The sequence below is a fragment of the Clostridium novyi NT genome, from assembly GCF_000014125.1.
Classification (GTDB): Bacteria; Bacillota; Clostridia; order Clostridiales; family Clostridiaceae; genus Clostridium_H; species Clostridium_H novyi.
This window is the reverse complement of sequence record NC_008593.1, coordinates 2130003-2153068: the sequence shown is the minus strand read 5'-3', so window position 1 is coordinate 2153068 and position 23066 is coordinate 2130003. Positions and strand designations below refer to the sequence as shown.

Genomic DNA, 23066 nt, shown 5'->3' with positions numbered 1-23066 from the left:
AAGTTGCTTAATATATTATTGTTAATAAAATAACAACTTAAAGGCAAATTACAAATCATGAATAATAGGAGGTCATACTATGGCAAGATTCACATTACCAAGAGATATTTATTTTGGGGCAGGATGCTTAGATGTACTTAAAACAATTAAAGGAAAGAGAGCTGTAATAGTTATAGGTGGAGGATCTATTAAAAGATCTGGATTTTTAGATAAAATTGAAGGATATTTAAAAGAAGCTAATATAGAAACAAAATTAATAGAAGGTGTTGAACCAGATCCATCAGTTGAAACTGTAATGAATGGTGCAAAGGTTATGAGAGAATTTAACCCAGATTTAATAATAGGTGTAGGTGGAGGTTCTCCAATAGATGCTGCTAAAGCAATGTGGATATTCTATGAATACCCTGAATTCACATTTGAAAAAGCAGTAGTACCTTTTGGACTTCCAGATCTAAGACAAAAGGCTAAATTCATAGCAATTCCATCAACAAGTGGTACAGCAAGTGAAGTTACAGCATTTTCTGTAATAACTGATTATAAAGCAAAAATCAAATATCCTTTGGCTGATTTTAATTTAACACCGGACATAGCTATTGTTGATTCTGATATTGCACAAACTATGCCACCAAAATTAGTAGCGCATACTGGAATGGATGCTTTAACTCATGCAATAGAAGCATATGTTGCAGGAGCAAGATCAGCAATTTCAGATCCACTTGCAATGCAAGCTATTGTTATGGTTAGAGACAACCTAGTTAAGTCTTTTGAAGGCGATAAAAAAGCAAGAGATGAAATGCACATAGCTCAATGTTTAGCTGGAATGGCTTTCTCAAATGCATTACTAGGAATTACTCATAGTATGGCTCATAAAATAGGTGCAGTATTCCATATTCCACATGGATGTGCAAATGCAATCTTCCTTCCATATGTAATTGAATATAACAGAAAAGCATGTGAAAATAGATATGCTACAATAGCAAGAACATTAGGATTACAAGGAAATACAGATAAAGAATTAGTTGATTCATTAATTGGATTAATTAATGAGTTAAATGTTAAATTAAATATTCCATCAACTATTAAGGAATGGGGAGTAAGTAAAGAAGATTTCCTAAAACATGTTGATTTTATGGCTCATAATGCAGTATTAGATGCATGTACAGGTGCTAACCCAAGAGAAATTGATGATAAGACTATGGCTAAATTATACAAATGTGCATTCTATGGAGAAAAAGTTGATTTTTAAGCTACATTGAATTATATCAAAACTAAAGAAAACTCTCTTTACGGAGAGTTTTTTATTAGTTATAATTTAATAAACATATCAAGGTACATAAACTGATAAACAATTAATAGCATTATATTTTTAAGGACATGCATATTATTAAAACGGGTAAGAAAAATTCAAAATTATAATGTAGATATGGGAGGATAGCGAATATGTTTAAAATTGTAAAAAAAGAACAATTAGTTCCTAATATATATCTTATGGATATAGAAGCTCCAAGGGTAGCAAAATCAGCTAAGCCTGGACAATTCGTAATAGTAAAAATAGATGAAAAAGGTGAGAGAATACCCCTTACAATCTGTGATTATGATAAAGAAAAGGGAACAGTAACTATAGTATTCCAAGCTGTTGGTCGTTCTACTGAAGAAATGGCAATGTATGAAGAAGGACAATACTTTATGGATTTTGTAGGACCTCTTGGAAGACCATCTGAATTTTTAAGTGAAGATATTAATGAATTAAAAAATAAAAAAGTATTATTTATATCTGGAGGAGTAGGTGCAGCACCTATATATCCACAGGTAAAATGGTTCCATGATCATGGAATGAAAGCAGATGTTATTATGGGGGCTAGAAATAAGGATTTATTAATCTTAGAAGATATGATGAAGGAAGTTGCTGATAATCTATATGTAACAACAGATGATGGTTCATATGGATTTAAAGGACTTGTTACAGAACAATTTAAAGATTTAATGGACAATCAAGGTAAAAAATATGATTTTGTAGTAGCAATAGGACCAATAATAATGATGAAATTTGCATGTCTTGCTACTAAACCTTATGGCATAAAAACAATAGTAAGTATGAATCCATTAATGGTTGATGGTACTGGAATGTGTGGAGCATGTAGAGTATCTGTAGGAAATGAAACTAAGTTTGCGTGTGTTGATGGTCCTGAATTTGATGGACATTTAATCAATTTTGATGAAGCTCTTAGAAGACAAGCTATGTATAAGACTGAAGAAGGAAGAGACAAACTTAGAGAAGAGGAAAAACACTTAGAACATCATCACCACGAAAATGGTGGCGGATGTGGATGTTGCGGAGGTGACAAATAATGGATAGAATGAAAAGAGTTCCAGTAAGAGAACAACGTCCAGAAGTTAGAAGAGAAAATTTTAAAGAAGTTTGTTTAGGATATTCTGAAGAAGAAGCAGTTAAAGAGGCTAGTAGATGTTTAAACTGTAAAAATCCACAATGTGTTAAGGGATGTCCAGTTTCAATAAATATACCAGAATTCATTGAACATGTTAAAAATAGAGAATTTGAAATGGCTGCAAAAGTTATAGCAAAATATAGCTCACTTCCAGCTGTATGTGGAAGAGTATGTCCTCAAGAAACTCAATGTGAAGGTAAATGTGTTCTTGGAATAAAAGGAGAGCCTGTATCAATAGGTAAACTTGAAAGATTTGTAGCAGATTGGTCAAGAGAAAATAATATAAATTTATCACAAACAGAAGAAAAGAAAAACATGAAAGTTGCAGTTATAGGAAGTGGTCCATCAGGACTTACTTGTGCAGGAGATTTAGCTAAAAAGGGATATGACGTTACAATATTCGAAGCGCTTCATGAACCAGGTGGAGTTTTAGTGTATGGTATTCCTGAATTTAGACTTCCAAAAGATACTGTAGTTAAAAATGAAATTGAAAACATTAAAAAGCTAGGTGTTAAACTAGAAACTAATGTTATAGTAGGTAGAACTGCAAACATAGATGAGTTAATGGAAGAAGAAGGATTTAAAGCTGTATTTATAGGTTCAGGTGCAGGACTTCCTAAATTCATGGGAATTGATGGGGAAAATGCTAACGGAGTATTTTCAGCAAATGAATTTTTAACAAGAGTAAACTTAATGAAAGCTTACAAAGAAGATTACGCAACTCCAGTTAAAGTTGGAAATAAAGTTGCAGTTGTAGGTGGAGGAAATGTTGCTATGGATGCAGCTAGAACAGCATTAAGACTTGGAGCTGAAACTCACATAGTATACAGAAGATCAGAAGAAGAACTTCCAGCAAGAGTTGAAGAAGTTCATCATGCTAAAGAAGAAGGAATAATATTTGATCTTTTAACTAATCCAGTTGAAATTTTAGAAGATGAAAATGGATGGGTTAAAGGAATGAAATGTGTGAGAATGGAACTTGGAGAACCTGATGCATCTGGTAGAAGAAGACCACAAGTTATAGAAGGCTCAGAATTTATAATGGATGTAGACACTGTAATTATGTCACTTGGAACTTCACCAAACCCATTAATTTCTTCAACAACAGAAGGACTTGAAACAAATAAATGGGGATGTATTGTTGCCGAAGATGCAACAGGTAAAACATCTAAAGAAGCGGTATATGCAGGAGGAGATGCAGTAACAGGTGCTGCAACTGTAATACTTGCTATGGAAGCAGGAAAGAAAGCTGCTAAAGCTATAGATGAATATTTAGTAGGAAGAGCTTAATATTTAAACTACTATATATAATTATATAAGTGATATATAGTTTTATTAGTATAAATTTAAAAAGATTAATATTCTTTGAAAAAACATAAAAATAAAACCTTAAAAGACATATAAATAATTTTATGATCTTTTAAGGTTTTTTATTTATGATATTTTAGACTATAATAATAATTAAAAAGATTTATATAACAAATTTGGCGTATAATAATATTAATAAAAACTATAAGAAAAGAGGAAATTACATGGATTTTAATTATGTTGAATCAATAGATAATGGAATAGTAATAAAAGACGTAATAAATTTTGAACTTCCACATATATTTGATTGTGGACAGTGTTTCAGATGGAATAGACAGGAGAATGGTAATTATATAGGAGTTGCATTTAATAAAGTAATTGAAGTTGAAAAAAAAGAAAATGATGTAATAATTTATAATACAAATGAGAAAGAATTTAAAGAAATTTGGTGTGAGTATTTTGACTTATATAGGGACTATTCAACTATAAAAGATATTTTAAAAAAGGATCCACTTTTAAAAAAATCAGTAGAATTTGGTCATGGAATTAGACTTTTAAAACAAGATCCTTTTGAACTTGTAATATCATTTATTATATCAGCAAACAACAGAATTCCTATGATAAAAAGAGCTATTTTAAATATATCAAAAAAGTGGGGAAATGAATTAGAGTATAAAGGAAAAACCTATTATTCTTTTCCAAATGTACAACAATTGAAAGATTCCACAATAGAACAATTATCTGAGTGTGGAGTTGGGTTTAGAGCGAAGTATATATATAAAACAATACAAGATATCATAGAAGAAACTATAGATTTAGACTATATAAAGTCTTTAAATGATGACGAATGTCATAAAGAATTACAAAAAATCAGCGGAGTAGGACCTAAGGTAGCGGACTGTATAATGCTGTTTTCTATGGAAAAATATACAGCTTTTCCAGTGGATGTATGGGTAAAAAGAGCTATGCAGCATTTTTATTTAGCTCCTGATGTATCGTTAAAAAAAATACGAGATTTTGGTAGGGATAAGTTTGATCCATTTTGTGGATTTGCACAACAATATTTGTTCTATTATGCTAGAGAAAACAACATAAAGCTTTAAAAGTCAGTTATTTCAAATAATTCACAAAATAATAAAATTTCAAAATTCTGTTTCAAATATTTTACTAATTTAGCGAAAAACATGTTACATATTTAACAATAATCTGTTATAATAGGGTTGTCTAAAACGTAATAATGGTAATAGAAAATACATTTTAAAAAATTAGGGAGGAAATAAGGTGAAGTTTGAAACAGAACTAAATAGAGTAAAATATGAAGTCCTAAAAGAAGTTGCCATACTTGCTAAAGAGGATAGATTAGATAAGGAAAATGTTGAAAACATATCTTATAACTTAATAAAGGGAGATAAACCTCAGTATAGATGTTGTGTTTATCATGAAAGAGCAATAGTAAAAGAGAGAGCAAAACTTGTAGCGGGATATATACCAAATGGAGATAGTCCAAAGTATATAAAACAAGATGATAATGACGGAAAAATAATGTATGTTATAGAAGCTGCATGTGATAGATGTCCTATAAATAAATACACAATAACAGAAGCATGTAGAGGTTGTGTACAACATAAATGTATGGAAGTATGTCCAGTCAAAGCTATTACAAAAATCAATGGAAGAGCATATATAAATCAGGATGTATGTAGAGAATGTGGAATGTGTAAACAAGTATGTCCATATAATGCTATATCTGAGGTTATGAGACCTTGTAAAAAAGTATGTCCTACTGAAGCTATATGTATATCACCACAAGATAGAAGAGCGGAAATAAATGATGAAGAATGTATAAGTTGTGGTGCTTGTATGAAAGCATGTCCATTTGGAGCAATATCAGATAAAAGTTATATAGTACCTGTTGTAGAAGCGATTAAAAACAATAAGAAGGTATATGCATTAGTAGCTCCAGCAATAACAGGACAATTTGGACCTAAAGTAACAGTTGGACAAGTTAAAGATGGATTAAAGAAAGCTGGATTTGTAGACATGATAGAAGCTGCTTGCGGTGCAGATGCAGTTACATGTCACGAAGCTGAGGAATTTGTTGAAAGAATGGAAAAAGGGGACAATTTCATGACAAACTCTTGTTGTCCTGCATTTGTATCATATATTGAAAAGAAATTCCCAGACCAGGTAGAAAAGATTTCAGGAACTGTATCACCTATGATTGCAACTGGAAGATGGATAAAGAAGAAAGAAGAAGATGCAATAGTAGTATTTGTAGGACCATGTACAGCTAAAAAATCAGAAATCGGAAGAGAAGGCTTAAAAGATGCTGTAGATTATGTATTAACTTTTGAAGAAATAGCAGCTATTTTCGGGGCTTATAATGTAGAAGTTGAAGAATGTGAAGATTTAGAGGTTGAGGATGCTTCAGCTTTAGGAAGAGGATTTGCTCAAGGTGGCGGACTTAGTGCTGCAGTAGAAAACTATATTAGTAGCAAAAATATTGAAGTTGAATTTAAACCAGTAAAAATTAGTGGACATCAAAATCTTAGAAAGTTTATGATGTTAGCTAAAAATAATAAGTTACCAGGAAACTTCTTTGAAGGTATGATGTGTGAAGGCGGATGTATTGGAGGTGCTGCATCAACAGCTCCTCAAATGAAGACAAAAATGGCTTTAAATAAATTTGTAAAAGAATCTAAAAAACAACAAGTAATAGATAATGATAAATTAGATGAATATAAAGATATAGAATTAGAAAGATAAATCTTAATAAAAGGTCTAAGGGTAAGTGCTCTTAGACCTTTTTATACAATTAGGGAAGATTAGGGGGAGGTGGTATAAACCATTGGTTGTAAGGAATAATATAAATTAGAGAAAAAATAAGGATGAAAGCGATATATATAAATAAATGACGTAAATCAAATTTAACAATGCTATAAGTTAAAATGTGGAATTTGCTATTAAATATAGTATAAATTATTATAATAAATATATTAGCACTCGATGTTATTGAGTGCTAACAGAAAAAGATAATAATAAAATTAAAATAAATTATACATTGAGGAGGTTTTGACTATGAGAATAAAACCACTTGGAGACAGAGTTGTAATTAAAAGATTAGAAGCAGAAGAAAAAACTAAAAGCGGAATAGTATTACCAGGAAGTGCTAAAGAAAAACCACAGGAAGCAGAAATTGTTGCTGTAGGACCTGGTGGATTAGTTGATGGAAAAGAAGTTAGAATGGAAGTTAAAGTTGGAGACAAAGTATTGTTCTCTAAATATTCTGGAACTGAAGTTAAACTTGATGGAGAAGAATACACTATATTAAGACAAAATGACATATTAGCAATAGTTGAATAGTATTAACTATAATAGCTAATACATACAAAATAGTATAGGTTAGTTATTAGGTTAAGTTAGGAATTAATTCATAATTACATTCAAATATTTTAGGAGGTATTAGAATGGCTAAGAGTATTTTATTTGGTGAAGAATCAAGACGTGCTATGCAAGCAGGAGTAGATAAATTAGCAAATGCAGTTAAAGTAACATTAGGACCAAAAGGAAGAAATGTTGTTTTAGATAAAAAATTTGGAGCACCACTTATAACTAATGATGGTGTAACTATAGCAAAAGAAATAGAACTTGAAGACATGTATGAAAACATGGGAGCTCAACTTGTTAAAGAAGTTGCAACTAAGACTAATGATGTAGCTGGAGATGGAACAACAACTGCTACATTACTTGCTCAAGCAATCATAAGAGAAGGACTAAAAAATGTAACAGCAGGTGCTAACCCAATGCTTATAAGAAAAGGTATAAAATTAGCTGTAGATACTGCTGTTGAACAAATTAAAAAATCATCAAAACAAGTTGATGGAAAAGAAGATATAGCTAGAGTTGCTGCAATATCAGCTGCTGATCCTGAAATCGGAAAATTAATAGCAGATGCTATGGAAAAAGTAGGCAACGAAGGAGTTATCACTGTAGAAGAATCAAATACAATGGCTACAGAACTTGAAGTTGTTGAAGGAATGCAATTTGATAGAGGATACTTAAGTCCTTACATGGTAACAGATGCAGAAAAAATGGAAGCTGTATTAGAAAATCCATATATCCTTTTAACTGATAAAAAGATAAGCAATATACAAGAAATACTTCCAATACTTGAACAAATAGTTCAACAAGGAAAGAAATTATTAATTATTGCAGAAGATATAGAAGGAGAAGCATTAGCTACTTTAGTTGTTAACAAATTAAGAGGAACATTTACTTGTGTAGCTGTTAAAGCACCTGGATTTGGTGACAGAAGAAAAGAAATGCTTAGAGATATTGCTATATTAACTGGTGGAGAAGTTATAAGTGAAGAAGTAGGCAGAGAATTAAAAGATGTAACTTTAGATATGCTTGGAACTGCTGAAAGCGTTAAAATAAGCAAAGAAAACACTACAATAGTTAACGGAAAAGGAAACAAAGAAGTTATTGCAGATAGAGTAGGTCAAATAAGAAGACAAATAGAAGAAACATCTTCAGAATTTGATAAAGAAAAACTTCAAGAAAGATTAGCAAAACTTGCTGGTGGAGTTGCTGTTGTTAAAGTTGGAGCAGCTACTGAAACTGAATTAAAAGAAAGAAAATTAAGAATAGAAGATGCTCTAGCAGCTACTAAAGCAGCTGTAGAAGAAGGTATAGTTGCAGGTGGTGGTACAGCATACCTAAGAGCTATAAAAGAAGTAGAAAAGTTAACTGATGATAATGCAGAAGTAAGACTTGGAATAGCTATTATAAGAAGAGCACTTGAAGAACCAGTAAGACAAATAGCTGCAAATGCTGGACTTGAAGGATCAGTAATAATAGATAAAATTAAAAACAGTGAAGACGGAATAGGTTTTGATGCTTTAGAAGGAGAATACACAAACATGATGCAAAAAGGTATCGTTGATCCAGCTAAAGTTACAAGATCAGCACTTCAAAATGCTGCATCAGTTGCATCAACATTCTTAACAACTGAATGTGTTGTAGCAGAAATACCAGAAAAGAACCCAATGCCAGCAGCACCAGGAATGGGCGGCATGGGAATGGACGGAATGTACTAATAAAAAATTAGTAACGTTTAAATGAAGCTAAATATAAAGATAAGAGGGTACCTTAATTTAGGTATCCTCTTATTTTTGTTTCCATATATTTTTTAAATCAACATTTGAAAGTGATGTAATAATATTTCTTTGAGCATCAGGATAAATTTTTTCAAGTGATATAAGTAAATTTTTCATATCTTCTCTAGTAGTTTTTTTATCCATAGGACAAGGACTTTTAATTACAGGAAGTTCATATTTTTCTGTGAGTTTTTCAATTAAATCTTCCCTTAAATATATTAAAGGACGTATTATACTAATATCCTTATCATCAAAATGTATATTAGGATGAAAAGTACCAAGTTTACCTACCTTTAAAACGTTCATAAATAGGGTTTCAATAACGTCATCGCTATTATGACCTAAAGCTATCTTATTCATATTATTTGCTCTAGCAACTCTAATTAAGGCACCTTTTCGTAGCTTTGAACATAAAGAGCAAGGCTTTTTCTCTTTTCTATCCTCAAATACCACTTCGGCTATATTAGTTGTTTCTACTATTATAGGAATGTTGTTATTATTGCAAAAATCAACTAGAGGTGAAATATTTAATTCAAAACCTAAATCAATATTTATTCCAACTAGTTCAAAATCTTTTATAGAGGTCAATTGTATTAATTTTAGAGCAAAAAGTAAAAATATGCTATCCTTACCCCCTGAAAGTCCGACAGCTACTTTATCACCGGGAGAAATCATATTATATTCTTCTATTGATTTTCTTAAATACCTTAAAAACTGTCTATTATATTCTTTTTTGAAGGTTATCATGGTTATCCTCCTTTATAGTGTACAATAACATATTATACTACAAGATAATATGTTTTTTGCAAGTTTATTATCAAAAATAACAGAAATAAATTGACAAAATTCAAAAACTCAAATAAAATAGATATAATAAAAAACGCAGAGAAATAAAATATCACTTATATATACCCTGGATATGGCAGGGAGTTTCTACCGGAAACCTAAAATTTCCGACTATGAGTGAGTGGACTTGTTGCATCAATTTCACTCCTTATAATAAAGTAGACAAACGCTACAATTATAAGTAGAGGAAATTGATGCTTTTTGATTATATTTTATCATTAAAATGCAAAATATATTGAATATTATTAATAATAAAATGAGAAGGGAAGTTGATTATAGTGGCAGTAATTTTAAAACAAGCTTATACTTTTGATGACGTATTATTAGTACCAAATAAATCTGAAATATTACCAAAGGATGTTTCTTTAAAAACAAATTTAACAAAAAAGATTAAATTAAATATTCCAGTTTTAAGTGCGGGAATGGATACAGTTACTGAATCTAAAATGGCAATAGCAGTAGCAAGAGAAGGTGGAATAGGAATAATCCACAAAAACATGAGTATAGAAAAACAAGCAATGGAAGTTGATAGAGTTAAAAGACAAGAAAATGGAGTAATAACAGATCCATTTCATTTATCACCAGAAAATACAGTTCAAGATGCATTAGATTTAATGGCTAAATATAGAATATCAGGTGTACCTATAACTGAAAGTGGAAAATTAGTAGGAATAATTACAAATAGAGATATTGCTTTTGAAACAAATTACGCTCAACCTATAAAAAATATTATGACTAGCGAAAATCTTATAACAGCTCCAGAAAACACAACAGTTGAAGAAGCTAAAGAAATTTTAAAAGGTCATAAAATAGAAAAACTTCCTTTAGTAGATAAAGAAAATAATTTAAAAGGACTTATCACAATTAAAGATATAGAAAAAGTTAGAAAGTTCCCTAATGCAGCAAAAGATGATAGAGGTAGATTACTTTGTGGTGCAGCAGTTGGAGTAACAGCTGATATGATGGATAGAGTTGATGCATTAGTAAAAGCTAAGGTAGATGTTATCACAATTGATACAGCTCACGGACATTCAAAAGGAGTTTTAGTTGCAGTAAAAGAAGTTAAAGCAAAATATCCTGAACTTCAAGTAATAGCAGGAAACGTAGCTACAGCAGAAGCAACAAAAGATCTTATAGAAGCAGGAGCAGACTGTATAAAAGTTGGTATAGGACCAGGATCAATATGTACAACAAGAGTTGTTGCAGGTGTTGGAGTTCCTCAACTTACAGCAGTTATGGATTGTGTTGAAGAAGCAAACAAATATGGAATACCAGTTATTGCAGATGGTGGAATCAAGTATTCAGGAGACATGGTTAAAGCTTTAGCAGCAGGTGCTACAACAGTTATGATGGGTTCTATGCTTGCAGGATGCGAAGAAGCTCCAGGATCAATAGAAATATTCCAAGGAAGAAGTTATAAAGTTTACAGAGGAATGGGATCACTTGCAGCTATGGAAAGTGGAAGTAAGGATAGATATTTCCAAGAAGATAATAAAAAATTAGTTCCAGAAGGTGTTGAAGGAAGAGTACCATTTAAAGGAACTGTCATAGATACAATATATCAATTAATGGGTGGATTACGTTCAGGAATGGGATACTTAGGATCAGCTACATTAAAAGATTTATATGAAACTTCTAGATTTGTAGTTCAAAGTTCAGCAGGACTTAGAGAAAGTCATCCACACGATATTTCAATTACTAAAGAAGCACCTAACTACAGTGTTCAAGGATAATATAAAATTTATATTGTGTAGTAAATAAATAGACATAACTAATAAAAAGCTTATAACATATGACTTATAAATTAGGTAATACTAATTATGATATATTAAAATAATATCATAGTACAAAATGTAAAATTAGGCGCTAGAATAAGAAAATAACAATATAAAAATCTAGCGCCTTTAATTAATAAAGATATATTTAGAAACTAGGAGGATAAAGAATGGCTATAGAACGTGAATTAGTTTTAGTAGTGGACTTTGGTGGACAATATAACCAGCTTATCGCAAGAAGAGTTAGAGAACACAATGTATATTGCGAAATAATACCATACACTACTTCTGTTGAAGATATAAAAAAGAAAAATCCAAAAGCTATAATATTTACTGGAGGACCTAACAGTGTTTATGGTGAAGGAACTCCAAGAGTAGAAAAAGAAATATTTGAACTTGGAGTACCTGTACTTGGAATATGCTATGGACATCAATTAACAGCTTATACATTAGGCGGAAAAGTTGAAAGTCCAGATATAAGAGAGTACGGAAAAACAGAAGTTAAGATTGATAACAAATCACCTTTATTTGATGGAATAAAAGAAGCAGATCAATCATGGATGAGCCATACTGACTATGTATCAGAAATTCCAGAAGGATTTAAAATAATAGCAACAACAGATCAATGTCCTGTAGCTGCAATGGCAAACGAAGAAAAGAAAATATATGGGGTTCAATTCCATCCAGAAGTTGAACATACATTATTCGGACAAAAAATGCTTGGAAACTTCTTATTTAAAGTAGCTGGTCTTAAAGCAGATTGGTCAATGGCATCTTTCGCTGAAGAAAAGATAAAAGCTATAAAAGAACTTGTAGGAGACAAAAAAGTGCTTTGTGCATTATCAGGTGGAGTTGATTCATCAGTTGCGGCAGTACTTGTTCATAAAGCAATTGGTAAACAATTAACTTGTGTATTTGTTGATCACGGTTTACTTAGAAAAGATGAAGGAGATCAAGTTGAAGCTATATTCAAGAAGCAATTTGATATGAACCTTATAAGAGTAAATGCAGGAGAAAGATTCCTTGGAAAATTAAAAGGAGTAAGCGATCCTGAAACAAAGAGAAAGATAATCGGAGAAGAATTCATAAGAGTGTTTGAAGAAGAAGCTGGAAAACTTGGACAAATAGACTTCCTAGTTCAAGGAACTATATACCCAGACGTAGTTGAAAGTGGAACTAACACATCAGCTACAATAAAGAGTCACCACAATGTTGGAGGACTTCCTGAAGACATGCAATTCTCTTTAATAGAACCATTAAGAGAACTATTCAAAGATGAAGTTAGAGCAGTTGGAGAAGAACTTGGAATCCCTCACAAATTAGTGTGGAGACAACCATTCCCAGGACCAGGTCTTGCAATAAGAGTTCTTGGAGAAATAACAGAAGAAAAATTAGAAATAACAAGAGAAGCAGATGCAATATTCAGAGAAGAAATTGCACTTGCAGGACTTGAAGAAAAGATATGGCAATACTTTGCATGTCTTCCTAACATTCAATCAGTTGGTGTTATGGGAGATGAAAGAACATACTGCCACACAATAGCATTAAGAGCGGTAACATCAAGTGATGCTATGACTTCAGATTGGGCAAGAATCCCATACGAAGTATTAGACAAAGTAAGTCGTCGTATAGTTAATGAAGTTAAGGGAGTAAACAGAATTGTTTATGATGTAACTTCAAAACCACCAGCAACTATTGAGTGGGAATAAAAATAGAATATTAGTTTGAATTTTAAAGCCTGTTTTGTAGTAGTTATTTTAATTAATAATCTATAAAATAGGCTTGTTTTATATGATTTACAATTTAAAAGATTTAGAAGTATTATTTTACTATCATAAAATATACTTAGATGACACTATGATAAATAGATCTTTTTATAAATTAACACTTATGATATCATTAATTTAGTAATTATAATAAATTTAGGAAGGGGGGGAAAGTTATTTTCAGTTTTTTATTTAATAGAAAAGTATTATCGTTTAAAAATATTGTAGAGTTTATTGGGTATGTTTGTATTTTTATTTTTTTGAATATAAACATATATTTTATTATGAAATATTTTAGAGCTAATGAGTATTTTATGTGGATTCCATTGATATTATGTTTTATTGCTCCAAAGTTAGGTTTGGTTTTTAAGTATAATTTTTCGATGAATATGAGTCTAATAGTATCATTAACTACATTAATTATTATATATATATCAAAGTCTAGCTCGCTTATAAAAACTTTTTATGATAAAAATAATAATTTTATTTTGGTTACATTGATTATAGCCTTTTTAATCAGTAGAATTATATCTTTTAACTATAATATAGACAAAAGATATAGTGAGGAAAATAAAAATGAATCAGAATTATTCAATTTATTATATGTAAACATATCCAAAGTACACGAAATAGCAATGTTAATAGACAATAAGGTAATGCAAAAAGTAGAAGAAGAACAAGTATCTGAAGAACTACTAAAATCATCATATTCATATGGTATGAAAGCAAACGTAGCAACATCGGATGCCCATATTCAAAAAGAAGAAAATACCAAAAAAAGAGTATATGAAAATTTTGATGTTAAGACAACAAAATCTATAATGCTTAGAAAAATATATGATAAAGTAAAACAAAATAATAATGAAAATAACGCAAATCTTAAAACGGGACAGCTAACTATGTTTAAGGAAATAGCTTTGCAGAGAAGAAATGTTGATGACACAGTTTTGATGTTAAATGTTCTCCAAGATAGTAAGATAAAAAATCAAGGCGATGATAACATAGAAATTAATATGAATAAAATGATGGAAAAAATGCTAGATGATTTTACAATAGATTATGTATTTGAGCAAAAAATGGGACAAAATGAGTCAAACTCTAAGTATATATTTCAATTACCGTATAAATCAAATGAAAATTTTGAAAATGGGTATCAACATAATGATTTACAACTTGGAACGCTTAGTTTAATTGGAATTTATAGAGGAGAAATTGATTTTTCAAAGAGGGAAAGTGTATCATCTAAATTTCTTGAGATGATGTCTGATTCTTATAATAATTCTAAAGTTATACCGAGTGATGATGTTATGAAAAGTAGCATTGTACAAGAAAGTCAACAATTATGTCCATTTGAGTTTAAACATAATAAGTTGAATGAAAAATATCATTTAATTGATATTATAGCTATTATCCAGGAGTTAAATATAGAGGAGTCTGAATAGTGTGAAAAAAATATTATATGTTTATAGCAGTGAAAATTTAGAAGATTTAAAAAAGGATTTCGCTAAAAGTAATTTTACTAGTATAAGTTTAATTTTAAACATGGCACGGAATTTAAATGATCTTGAGAATGAAAATTTTGATGATTTTTTAATTGATATTACGGCTTTAGCATTTGATAACATATATTATAAGATATTTCTAGATCAATATTTGGATAAACTTACAGATGAATTTACAAATGCTGTTTTCTTGTTAAATTATTTACATAGAGAAGCTTTTATTGATAAATTTCCATATATATTTGATTATATAGATGATAAATATGTCAAAAGGTTAGATGAAAGCTTAAATACAAATAAAAATATACAATCTATAGATAATAGAAATATTGAACCTATGCCATTATTGATGTATAGCAAATCTATGCTATATAAATGCCTAGAGAAATATAAGGTTATATCCATTGGTAGTCTTTTTAGTGGAATTGATAATAATAGTTATAGTTTTAATATAGAAAGTATAAAAGATTTTTTTAGTTCTAATAAAATACAGTATATTGATATTACCCAATTAATTGATTTATTTGTATCAAGAAAGGATTTGATATTAACTTTTGAAATTTTACTTAGACAAATTTTTATTTATAAAAAAAATATTAAATTTTTAGTTTGTGATGAAAAGTTAGAGGATATAAAGACTTATCTACCATTTACATTTAAAATAAATAAGGATTTTTTTTATAATGAGAAAGTAGTATCTACACCTGAAAAAACTAGTGGTAATAAATATAATGTTGAAGAAATATTTTACATAATTAATGATAGATTAAAAGGTCATGATGATTTTAAAAGTGATTTTAAATTTAATTTAAAAAAGTATATATTTCTAAATGAATTGGGAGAGCGTAAGATATTTTCTATTTTTTTAACTGGAAAATCAGGAATAGGTAAAACAGAATTTGCTAAAATGCTATCAGAAACAATATATCCATCAGAAAAATTAATAAAAATTAATTTTGGAAATTATTCAAATGAAGGGGTATTAAATAGTTTGATTGGTTCACCTTTAGGTTATCTTGGCAGTCAAGAAGGTGGAGAGCTTATTAATAAAATGAAAATTTCAAAGTCTAAAATAATTCTTATTGATGAATTTGAAAAAGCAACTCCAAGTGTATTTCATTTCTTTTATGAGCTTTTGGAAGATGGTAAATTTACTGACCGACATGGGGTAGAACATAATATGGATGGATATATTATTATATTTACTTCTAATATGTCACGAAAAAAATATATTAATGATGTTCCAAATCCTTTAAAGTCAAGATTTGATATGGTTTATTGTTTTGTTGATTTGCCTAAAGAAGAAAAGAAAAAATTTGCTATAGAAATAGCACAAAAATTAATAGAAAAAATCTATAAAAATACAAAGATAGAGATAGTGTTTAATTCTATAGAAAATGAGTTATATCAACTAAGTGAAGACAATAATTTACGTAGCATAAAAAGAAAAGTTGAGGATGTAGTAATAAGAGAATATTACAAATCTATAGATAACAAATTTAACTGATAGTAATTATTATGATTTCTAAAAAAATAATATTTAAGAAGCTTTTATTGTTTAAAGGCTTCTTTTTTATTTATTCTTAAAAATAAAAAAATATTGATTTGAAGCGAAGTGAAGTATTGCAATTAGGTCAGTAAAAAAAGATTTTGAAAAGTTTATATTAGTTTGATTAAAGTGAGATTTTTTATGTTATTTGAAAACTAAATAAAAAATAGAATTTAAAAGAAGAGCAGTTAATGGAGACAATTAACGAAAAATTAGATTATATGTATGATGATATATTTTCTAATGATGAATATGTTGGTGATAAAAATAATGAAGCGTTTGATAAATTTGATGATGAATTGAAATTTTATTACTAATAGAAATGAGAAAGTAATAAAGAAAAGAATAATTAGAGTATTTTAAAGAGAACCACTAAAAATATTTAAATGTAATTTATTGTAACTAAAAAATATGAAGGAGATTAATTATGGGGAAATTTAGTGATTATAAGAATTATTTTTTAGAGTATTGGTAATTTTAATATTATTTGCGTTGTTATATAGAATATAATTTATGCTAGTTATATTTTGATAAAAACTTTATTTTTCCTTATAAATCTTATTAGTGAAGGATTATTTAATCATTATATTGATAGAATGGCTTGTTGTTATTTTACTTTAGCCATAAGTTTAATATGTTGTTTCTTATCTCAAATACTTTTTTCTGTATTAAAATTTGCATATTCAAAGTTAAAAGTATATAGGAGAAAATATTTATGATAGAAAATTTTTTAGAATGATAATGAAGAAGGAAATTTGCGGGGATCTATTTAAAAGAATTAATTGAGAATGGAAAACAAAAAATAAATGTAGCGGATAGAACTTTAATAGACCAACGTATTTTAGAGTTAATAAATGAAGAAGAATATTGATATACAGAAGGGAGAGTAAAAGATGGGTGTTACTGTATGTAAAGATGATTTAATGAGAATGGGATATAAAAAATATCAAGCTATATCTTTAGTTAGACAAGCTAAAGCTATTATGGTTCAAAGAGGTTGTCCGTATTACAATAATAAACGTTTGGGAAGAGTGCCAAGAGAAGTTGTTGAAGAAATTTTAGGAGTTTCTTTTGAAATAGAAAAGAGTGGTATTAATGAATAAAAAAACACAATATACAACGAAGTATCCAGGCGTTTATGTAGATAATAAAGGAAGATTTTTTTATCAATCAGAATTTGGAATTGATAAGATTACTGGAAAAAGAATAAGAAAAAAAGGAAGAAAAGATAGGAATGGAAAGCCATTTTCTTCCGCTTTAGAATCTAATAAAGAGTTAACTCGTTTAAAAAGAGAATATCATAAAGCTGAAAGTTATTCAAATTATAAAATGACTTATGAGAGAAGTATATATTTCATATTATAGAACAGATGTTGAGGAAAGTACTTTTAGTACTAGAAAAGCAATATTTAATAAACTAATTAAAAGATTTGGCGATATTCAACTTAGAAATATTGCAATAGAAGATATTCAAAATTATAGGAAATTTATATTAACTGATAAAGAAAGTGGTGGAGAAGGATTTTCACAAGGGTATTGTAGTATTTTATTTGGAACTTTAAGAAAAAGTTTAGATAAAGCAGTTGAAATGCAATACTTAGAAAAGAATGTTTCAAAAAAAGTCAAAGCTATATCTAAAGGTAAAACTATAGTTCCATATTGGACTAAAAAAGAGTTTGAAAAAGTTATTAATCAAATTTATATAAAAGATTTTTATGAGCATTTAAATTTTGTAATGTTATGGGTTTATTATATGACTGGAATTAGAGTTAACGAAGGAACTGCTCTATATTGGAATGATGTAGATTTAGAAAAGAAACGTTTAAAAGTTCATCATATGTTGATAGTTAAAAATAGAAAAGAGTGGAGAAAAAATTCTTATACAAAAACAGAAGATGGTAAAAGAATAATTGCTTTAGATGATGATACAGTAAAGATTTTAAAAGATTGGAGAAATAGACAAAGATAGATTGGGTTAGGGGGTGAAGAATGCTTTGTATTTTCTTATGATGGTAGTCCCATGATTAAGTCAACTATATATAGGATAATTACTAGATATTCAAAATTAGCGGTAGTAAAGAAGATACAAGCAAAGGGATTAAGTCACTCTCATGCTTTGTACCTAATTAATAAATTTAATGTATTGGTTCTTGTTTTATCACAATGTATGGAGCATTCTAGTCCAGAGATTACTCTTAAACATTATTCACATTTATGGAGTGGAGCAGATATTGAAATAGCTAAAAAGATAAGTGGAAATATAAAAATTGATATTGCTAAGTTAACTAAACTTAAATTTAATGGAAATCAATCGGTTAATAATAAGATGAGGTTGATTTAGTTGTTTAATGGAAAATGCCCGTAGGGTTTACCATTTACAGTGAGTAGGAGCATGATAACCTAGTTATGGTATGAGCCTTTTTCTAGGATAGGCGGTAAGGTCAAAGAATTATGCTCCGAGAGCCTAACTGTAAATTGCATTTGGAATGGACTTTGAAATTAATAATTAGATATAATTAACTTAAAAAGTGGATATTTGAAATTTAAACGATTATTAAAATAGAAATGACTTATTGAATTATGGTTTCTCATAAGAAATTGTTATTGCAGTTGAAATATTAACTAAGCCTAAGAATCAAAAGTATATGGATTATATAGAAAATTATCTGAAATATATGATAATGATTTAAAACGTACTATGAAGTATTTTGAAGCATGTAAAAAGTTAATTAGTGATTTTTAAATAAAAAGTATATGTAATTATGGAAAAAGTGCTTAGTATTCTTTCAAAATAATTTTTCTAGAAGAAAGTTATTATGATTATAAGAAAGTAAAATTAATGGAAGGATTAAGGTGTAAACATGGATTAAATTATACGGGAAGTGGCAAGGTATATCTCAATGACCAAGAGTATAGATGTGATCTTTATATAAATGAAAATGAAGGTGGTATATTAATAAATATTAATATAGCAAAAGCACGAGCAAGTTTATTGGATTTACCTATGAATATTGATTTTTTAGTAGGAGAGCTTAGTACAGGATTTAAATTTTCATTAATTAGCTGTAAAAGACAAGGTATGAGTAATAATATATCGGAAGGGAGAAGTGTTTATACTTATCATTCTAAATATTTGGTTAAAGGTGTAGGAGAAAAAACGGATAAAAAGTTAGAACTTAGTAGGATGAATTTTAGAATGGCTAATATATTGGCATGGGGAGGTATTTCTGCATATAAAATTAGCGATAATTTTGAATTGTCACATAATGGTGATGTAAAAAAAGAAGTTTATAAAAATGATGAATTTGTTGTTGAATATTGGGTGAGTAATAGTATGTTACCAGTTGTTTCACATGACCTTTTAAAAGAAAACATAGTTCTAAATCAGAGTGGTAATATAGCAATTATCTTTAAAAATGAACAATCAATTGATAAGTTTGTAGAAATATTTAATAAGATAAAAAGATTAATGGAACTTTCTACATTAAGAAATATATATCCAAGTAAATTAACAGGAATGTCCAATAATATTTATGATATGTATGATAAAAAGAAAGTAGAAAGACTAATTGAAATTATTAGTTGTGATTTAAATAATGAGGAAAGTAAAGTAGATTACGTAGAAACTATGAAATGGATTAATCTTTCTGAGTTAATTAATAACGATAGTTTTTCAAAGTATTTTTCAAAGTACGAGACATTTGAACCAGTTATAGAATTATATTTAGAAATTATATACTCTAAAACAATTTCTAATATACGAGTTTTCTTAAATATAGTTCAAGCATTAGAGACATATCATTCTAGGTTTAAAACAAATAATTTAAGTGATTTTAAAGAAAGAATAAAAACAAAAATTTTAAATAATAGACCTAAAGAATGGGTTGAAAAGGATACAACTTTTTTGATAGCAAATTCTTATAAGTTTATTACGTTAGAAAGTAGATTAGCAGATTTATTATTAGCTGAATTTCAAATACACTTCGATACAGGAGATATTAAATATTATGATTTTCCAAAGGTAATTGCTAATACTAGAAATTATTATATACATTATGATGAAGCAATTAAAGAAAGAAGTAGAGTTTTAACAGAAAGTGAACTATCTATATACAATAGAAGTTTACTTTATATATTAGAATATTATATTTTGGTAGAATTAGGTTTTACTGATGGATTGAAGATAATAAAAAAATTAAATGAGAGATGGGGGAGAATTTCTGAAACTCTTTCAATTATTAATGCTCAAATGAAAATACAAAGAAAGAGATAAAATAATTATATAGAATTAGTCAAATAGTATTTTTATATTTTATGAAAAATATTATTATAATAAATAAAATTTCCCACCATAAACACCACCAAAATAAGAATAATTTTTGGAATGATTGATTATAAGTGGATTTTAATAAGAATAAAGTTCTTGAGTGGGAATAAAAATAGAATATTAGTTTAAATTTTAAAGCCTGTTTTGTAGTAGTTATTTTATCAATAACCTACAAAATGGGCTTATTTTATAATTATAATTAAAAAAGGTTGGTTAACTTTGCTTATTATTTTAAAATGTAATTGACATATAAAAGTTATAAAAGGAAGGTAAAAAATAATATGACAGAATCAATAGAATTGTTAGTGTTATGTAATTCTAAAACATATGGGAAAGAAATTTTTAAATGTGATTCAGAATTTGAAGCATATAAAAAATACAAAGAACTTGAAAGTTTGAAGGGGATAAGAAGTATTATTAAAGCTAAAGTGTACAGAAGGAATGTTTTAAATACCTCTTTCATTGTAAAATATGAAGTACTTGAAACTATTCTGTAAAAAGGAATATAAATGTGTAACTTCAAAACCACTGGCAACTATTCAGTGGCTATCAGAATAAAAAACCTTGGATGCATAATTTATTATGGCTTCTAAGGTTTTTTATTCTGATATATTTTATTTTTAAATCTCTATTATTAAAGTAATGATATTGAAATATTTTTTAAAATATATATGATTTCAATAACCACACGAATAACATACAAACAACAAATGATATGAGACAACATATAAAAACTGCTAGAAACTTTTGATATGGTCTTTTGCCATATTCTTGTGCCCTTTCAATTTCGTCTAGTCTCTTTCCTTTAGTAAATTCTACAATTTCTTTATATGTTTGAATATCATTATTCTTTTTATATATCTCAAGTCTATGACCATAGAACATTGATATAATCCATATTATACCTGAAATAAATAGGCCGTAATAATGGAAAAATACAGCTAGTGGGACGCTAGACACAATTAATACTATTAATAATATTGTAAATACTGATCCATCACGATTGAATTTTTCAAGTTCACTTTTATTAATTTGTTCTTTCATAATCTTTATATCTCCTTTGATTAATTGATCAAGAGATATATTGAATAATGAACTTAGTAGAAGAAGACTATGAATATCTGGGTAACTTTTATTGTTTTCCCAATTAGAAATAGTTTGTCTAGTGACGTAAACTTTTTCTGCTAGTTCTTCTTGTGACAAGTTCAAGTTTGTTCTATATTTCTTTATTTGAGTATGAAGATTCAAGACATTACCTCCTTTATGTTGTTTTTGTTTCTCTTGATCTAAAGTTATCATATAACCTTCAAGAGAAATAGGCTATCAAAGGGCTTTTACATAGTGAGAAAAAAGGGATGTAAAAGGTATTTTACATCCTAATTGTAATAGTATATATGGCTTCTTAATGCCGTTATTTATTCGTAAAAATACAATTATTAGTTTTTATTTTTGTAGTTTTTTATTTCCCAAAAGTTTTACAAAGTTATTGATGTATTAATAATATCATAGAGGCGGAGTATTAAGGAATAAGTGTTTTTATATTGAAATTATATGAAATTTATGATGAAGTGGAAAAATCAATTCCAACAGCAGAAGAAATTTAAAATACAACAATTGAAGATATAAGCATACAGGATTTAGAGGATTTTTATAAAATTCAGTTTATAGATTATAATATAACAGTCTAGTTTTTAGGCTATTTTTCTTGTGTTGTTTTTAGTAGAGAGATTAAACTGAAATTGGAACTTGAAAAATTAGCCAAGAGTAAAAGGTTTAATATAGGTAAGTTATAATATATAATATAAACAATAATAGATAACATATCTTATGGGTAATAAGGAGTGATATTTTATATGTTATATCATGCTTCAGGGGAGATTGTTAAATTGCCTTAAATTTGAAAGAGGTGAAATTATTGATTAGTGATGAATTAAAAAATGATTTATTCTATGTATGTTCTCTTATAGAATTTATAGGGAGAAAAACTAAAAATAGAAGGTCAACAATTGTTCAAATTTTAGGTAAGAAAGAACTACAAAGACAATTAGAAATTGCAGAGGTTAATCATTGTTTATCATTTGAACAAGTTTCAGATGAAATAATAGAATATTTTAATATACAAGAGGGTGATTTTGATACTGTTGCGTTATGTGAATATAATGTTCCAAGTGTTGAGTCTATCGGAAAAGTGTATCAAAGATTAATAGTAAGTGTACTTTCAGAGCAAAATAATTTGGTGGATGTTTTATTTGAAGTATTTAACTCATTTATAAGTGATGAAATATCAGATTTTAATTCATCTGTATATTACAGTAATCCACAATACTTACAGTATTCTTACTTAGAGGGTAAGTTGCTTGATTAATACGTTTATGTGAAATTTAAGG

General features: G+C 28.4%; 21 protein-coding genes and 1 riboswitch. Of the genes, 19 read left to right on the top strand and 2 right to left on the bottom strand.

The window, feature by feature from the left end; all coding sequences use genetic code 11:
• Window positions 1–79: 79 nt before the first annotated feature.
• The 7 genes from NT01CX_RS09970 (at window position 80) to groL (ending at window position 8854) form a co-directional block, all read left to right on the top strand.
• Entirely contained in the window at window positions 80–1246 is a 1167-nt protein-coding gene (locus tag NT01CX_RS09970; RefSeq protein ID WP_011722921.1) for an iron-containing alcohol dehydrogenase, read from the top strand.
• Window positions 1247–1440: 194 nt separating this feature from the next.
• The gene (locus tag NT01CX_RS09965; RefSeq protein WP_011722920.1) at window positions 1441–2349 is read left to right on the top strand and encodes a sulfide/dihydroorotate dehydrogenase-like FAD/NAD-binding protein; all 909 of its coding nucleotides are present in this window, start codon (window positions 1441–1443) and stop codon (window positions 2347–2349) included.
• Complete coding sequence (gene gltA / locus NT01CX_RS09960; RefSeq protein WP_011722919.1) at window positions 2349–3737, top strand: NADPH-dependent glutamate synthase; 1389 nt, start codon at window positions 2349–2351, stop codon at window positions 3735–3737. Before NT01CX_RS09965 ends, gltA begins: the two co-directional genes overlap by 1 nt.
• A 242-nt stretch (window positions 3738–3979) precedes the next feature.
• Window positions 3980–4858 (top strand): DNA-3-methyladenine glycosylase family protein, encoded by an 879-nt coding sequence (locus tag NT01CX_RS09955; protein ID WP_011722918.1) that lies wholly within the window; start codon window positions 3980–3982, stop codon window positions 4856–4858.
• A gap of 178 nt (window positions 4859–5036) precedes the next feature.
• Window positions 5037–6521, top strand: a complete 1485-nt coding sequence (locus NT01CX_RS09950; protein WP_011722917.1) for a 4Fe-4S dicluster domain-containing protein — start codon at window positions 5037–5039, stop codon at window positions 6519–6521.
• Between the two features lie 312 nt (window positions 6522–6833).
• On the top strand, window positions 6834–7118 hold the full coding sequence (groES, locus tag NT01CX_RS09945) for a co-chaperone GroES (RefSeq protein WP_003364549.1): 285 nt from the start codon (window positions 6834–6836) through the stop codon (window positions 7116–7118).
• Between the two features lie 104 nt (window positions 7119–7222).
• The gene (groL, locus tag NT01CX_RS09940) at window positions 7223–8854 is read left to right on the top strand and encodes a chaperonin GroEL (RefSeq protein WP_011722916.1); all 1632 of its coding nucleotides are present in this window, start codon (window positions 7223–7225) and stop codon (window positions 8852–8854) included.
• A 69-nt stretch (window positions 8855–8923) separates the two neighbouring features.
• Here groL and NT01CX_RS09935 read toward each other — a convergent pair whose 3' ends face one another.
• Window positions 8924–9661, bottom strand: coding sequence for a tRNA 2-thiocytidine(32) synthetase TtcA (locus NT01CX_RS09935; RefSeq protein ID WP_011722915.1), 738 nt, complete (start codon window positions 9659–9661; stop codon window positions 8924–8926).
• 135 nt (window positions 9662–9796) lie between these two features.
• A riboswitch (purine riboswitch) is annotated at window positions 9797–9894 on the top strand.
• A gap of 144 nt (window positions 9895–10038) precedes the next feature.
• On the opposite strand from NT01CX_RS09935, the gene guaB reads away from it, so the two are divergent.
• From guaB to NT01CX_RS09895, 11 genes are all read left to right on the top strand, one after another.
• The gene (gene guaB, locus NT01CX_RS09930) at window positions 10039–11493 is read left to right on the top strand and encodes an IMP dehydrogenase (protein WP_011722914.1); all 1455 of its coding nucleotides are present in this window, start codon (window positions 10039–10041) and stop codon (window positions 11491–11493) included.
• Window positions 11494–11711: 218 nt separating this feature from the next.
• Window positions 11712–13244, top strand: a complete 1533-nt coding sequence (gene guaA / locus NT01CX_RS09925; RefSeq protein ID WP_039224299.1) for a glutamine-hydrolyzing GMP synthase — start codon at window positions 11712–11714, stop codon at window positions 13242–13244.
• A gap of 440 nt (window positions 13245–13684) precedes the next feature.
• Window positions 13685–14743, top strand: a complete 1059-nt coding sequence (locus tag NT01CX_RS09920) for a hypothetical protein (protein WP_242648489.1) — start codon at window positions 13685–13687, stop codon at window positions 14741–14743.
• A 1-nt stretch (window position 14744) separates the two neighbouring features.
• On the top strand, window positions 14745–16310 hold the full coding sequence (locus NT01CX_RS09915) for an AAA family ATPase (RefSeq protein WP_011722911.1): 1566 nt from the start codon (window positions 14745–14747) through the stop codon (window positions 16308–16310).
• Window positions 16311–16543: 233 nt separating this feature from the next.
• Window positions 16544–16669: a hypothetical protein gene (locus NT01CX_RS12550; protein WP_011722910.1), complete on the top strand. Its 126-nt coding sequence runs from the start codon at window positions 16544–16546 to the stop codon at window positions 16667–16669.
• A 576-nt stretch (window positions 16670–17245) separates the two neighbouring features.
• Complete coding sequence (locus NT01CX_RS09910; RefSeq protein ID WP_011722909.1) at window positions 17246–17455, top strand: DUF3173 domain-containing protein; 210 nt, start codon at window positions 17246–17248, stop codon at window positions 17453–17455.
• Window positions 17448–17717, top strand: a complete 270-nt coding sequence (locus NT01CX_RS12505; RefSeq protein ID WP_011722908.1) for a hypothetical protein — start codon at window positions 17448–17450, stop codon at window positions 17715–17717. Before NT01CX_RS09910 ends, NT01CX_RS12505 begins: the two co-directional genes overlap by 8 nt.
• Window positions 17689–18321 carry a tyrosine-type recombinase/integrase gene (locus tag NT01CX_RS12500; RefSeq protein WP_011722907.1) on the top strand — a complete coding sequence of 211 codons (633 nt, stop codon included), beginning with the start codon at window positions 17689–17691 and terminating at the stop codon, window positions 18319–18321. Before NT01CX_RS12505 ends, NT01CX_RS12500 begins: the two co-directional genes overlap by 29 nt.
• 51 nt (window positions 18322–18372) lie before the next feature.
• The gene (locus NT01CX_RS12495) at window positions 18373–18693 is read left to right on the top strand and encodes a hypothetical protein (RefSeq protein ID WP_242648488.1); all 321 of its coding nucleotides are present in this window, start codon (window positions 18373–18375) and stop codon (window positions 18691–18693) included.
• 498 nt (window positions 18694–19191) lie between these two features.
• Window positions 19192–20625 carry a HEPN domain-containing protein gene (locus NT01CX_RS09900; protein ID WP_011722906.1) on the top strand — a complete coding sequence of 478 codons (1434 nt, stop codon included), beginning with the start codon at window positions 19192–19194 and terminating at the stop codon, window positions 20623–20625.
• A 335-nt stretch (window positions 20626–20960) separates the two neighbouring features.
• Window positions 20961–21176, top strand: a complete 216-nt coding sequence (locus NT01CX_RS09895; protein ID WP_039226370.1) for a hypothetical protein — start codon at window positions 20961–20963, stop codon at window positions 21174–21176.
• Window positions 21177–21339: 163 nt separating this feature from the next.
• Here NT01CX_RS09895 and NT01CX_RS09890 read toward each other — a convergent pair whose 3' ends face one another.
• The gene (locus NT01CX_RS09890; protein ID WP_039226378.1) at window positions 21340–21927 is read right to left on the bottom strand and encodes a helix-turn-helix transcriptional regulator; all 588 of its coding nucleotides are present in this window, start codon (window positions 21925–21927) and stop codon (window positions 21340–21342) included.
• Window positions 21928–22597: 670 nt separating this feature from the next.
• Here NT01CX_RS09890 and NT01CX_RS09885 point away from each other — a divergent pair.
• Entirely contained in the window at window positions 22598–23044 is a 447-nt protein-coding gene (locus tag NT01CX_RS09885) for a hypothetical protein (protein WP_039226375.1), read from the top strand.
• Window positions 23045–23066: the final 22 nt, after the last annotated feature.

What these genes read in the sequence shown, in the direction of transcription:
- NT01CX_RS09970 (WP_011722921.1), top strand. Translation starts at nt 80, where the DNA reads ATGGCAAGATTCACATTACCAAGAGATATTTATTTTGGGGCAGGATGC.
- NT01CX_RS09965 (WP_011722920.1), top strand. Translation starts at nt 1,441, where the DNA reads ATGTTTAAAATTGTAAAAAAAGAACAATTAGTTCCTAATATATATCTT.
- gltA (WP_011722919.1), top strand. Translation starts at nt 2,349, where the DNA reads ATGGATAGAATGAAAAGAGTTCCAGTAAGAGAACAACGTCCAGAAGTT.
- NT01CX_RS09955 (WP_011722918.1), top strand. Translation starts at nt 3,980, where the DNA reads ATGGATTTTAATTATGTTGAATCAATAGATAATGGAATAGTAATAAAA.
- groES (WP_003364549.1), top strand. Translation starts at nt 6,834, where the DNA reads ATGAGAATAAAACCACTTGGAGACAGAGTTGTAATTAAAAGATTAGAA.
- groL (WP_011722916.1), top strand. Translation starts at nt 7,223, where the DNA reads ATGGCTAAGAGTATTTTATTTGGTGAAGAATCAAGACGTGCTATGCAA.
- NT01CX_RS09935 (WP_011722915.1), bottom strand. Translation starts at nt 9,661, where the DNA reads ATGATAACCTTCAAAAAAGAATATAATAGACAGTTTTTAAGGTATTTA.
- NT01CX_RS09920 (WP_242648489.1), top strand. Translation starts at nt 13,685, where the DNA reads ATGAATATGAGTCTAATAGTATCATTAACTACATTAATTATTATATAT.
- NT01CX_RS12550 (WP_011722910.1), top strand. Translation starts at nt 16,544, where the DNA reads ATGGAGACAATTAACGAAAAATTAGATTATATGTATGATGATATATTT.
- NT01CX_RS09910 (WP_011722909.1), top strand. Translation starts at nt 17,246, where the DNA reads ATGGGTGTTACTGTATGTAAAGATGATTTAATGAGAATGGGATATAAA.
- NT01CX_RS12505 (WP_011722908.1), top strand. Translation starts at nt 17,448, where the DNA reads ATGAATAAAAAAACACAATATACAACGAAGTATCCAGGCGTTTATGTA.
- NT01CX_RS12500 (WP_011722907.1), top strand. Translation starts at nt 17,689, where the DNA reads ATGAGAGAAGTATATATTTCATATTATAGAACAGATGTTGAGGAAAGT.
- NT01CX_RS12495 (WP_242648488.1), top strand. Translation starts at nt 18,373, where the DNA reads ATGATTAAGTCAACTATATATAGGATAATTACTAGATATTCAAAATTA.
- NT01CX_RS09900 (WP_011722906.1), top strand. Translation starts at nt 19,192, where the DNA reads ATGGAAGGATTAAGGTGTAAACATGGATTAAATTATACGGGAAGTGGC.
- NT01CX_RS09895 (WP_039226370.1), top strand. Translation starts at nt 20,961, where the DNA reads ATGACAGAATCAATAGAATTGTTAGTGTTATGTAATTCTAAAACATAT.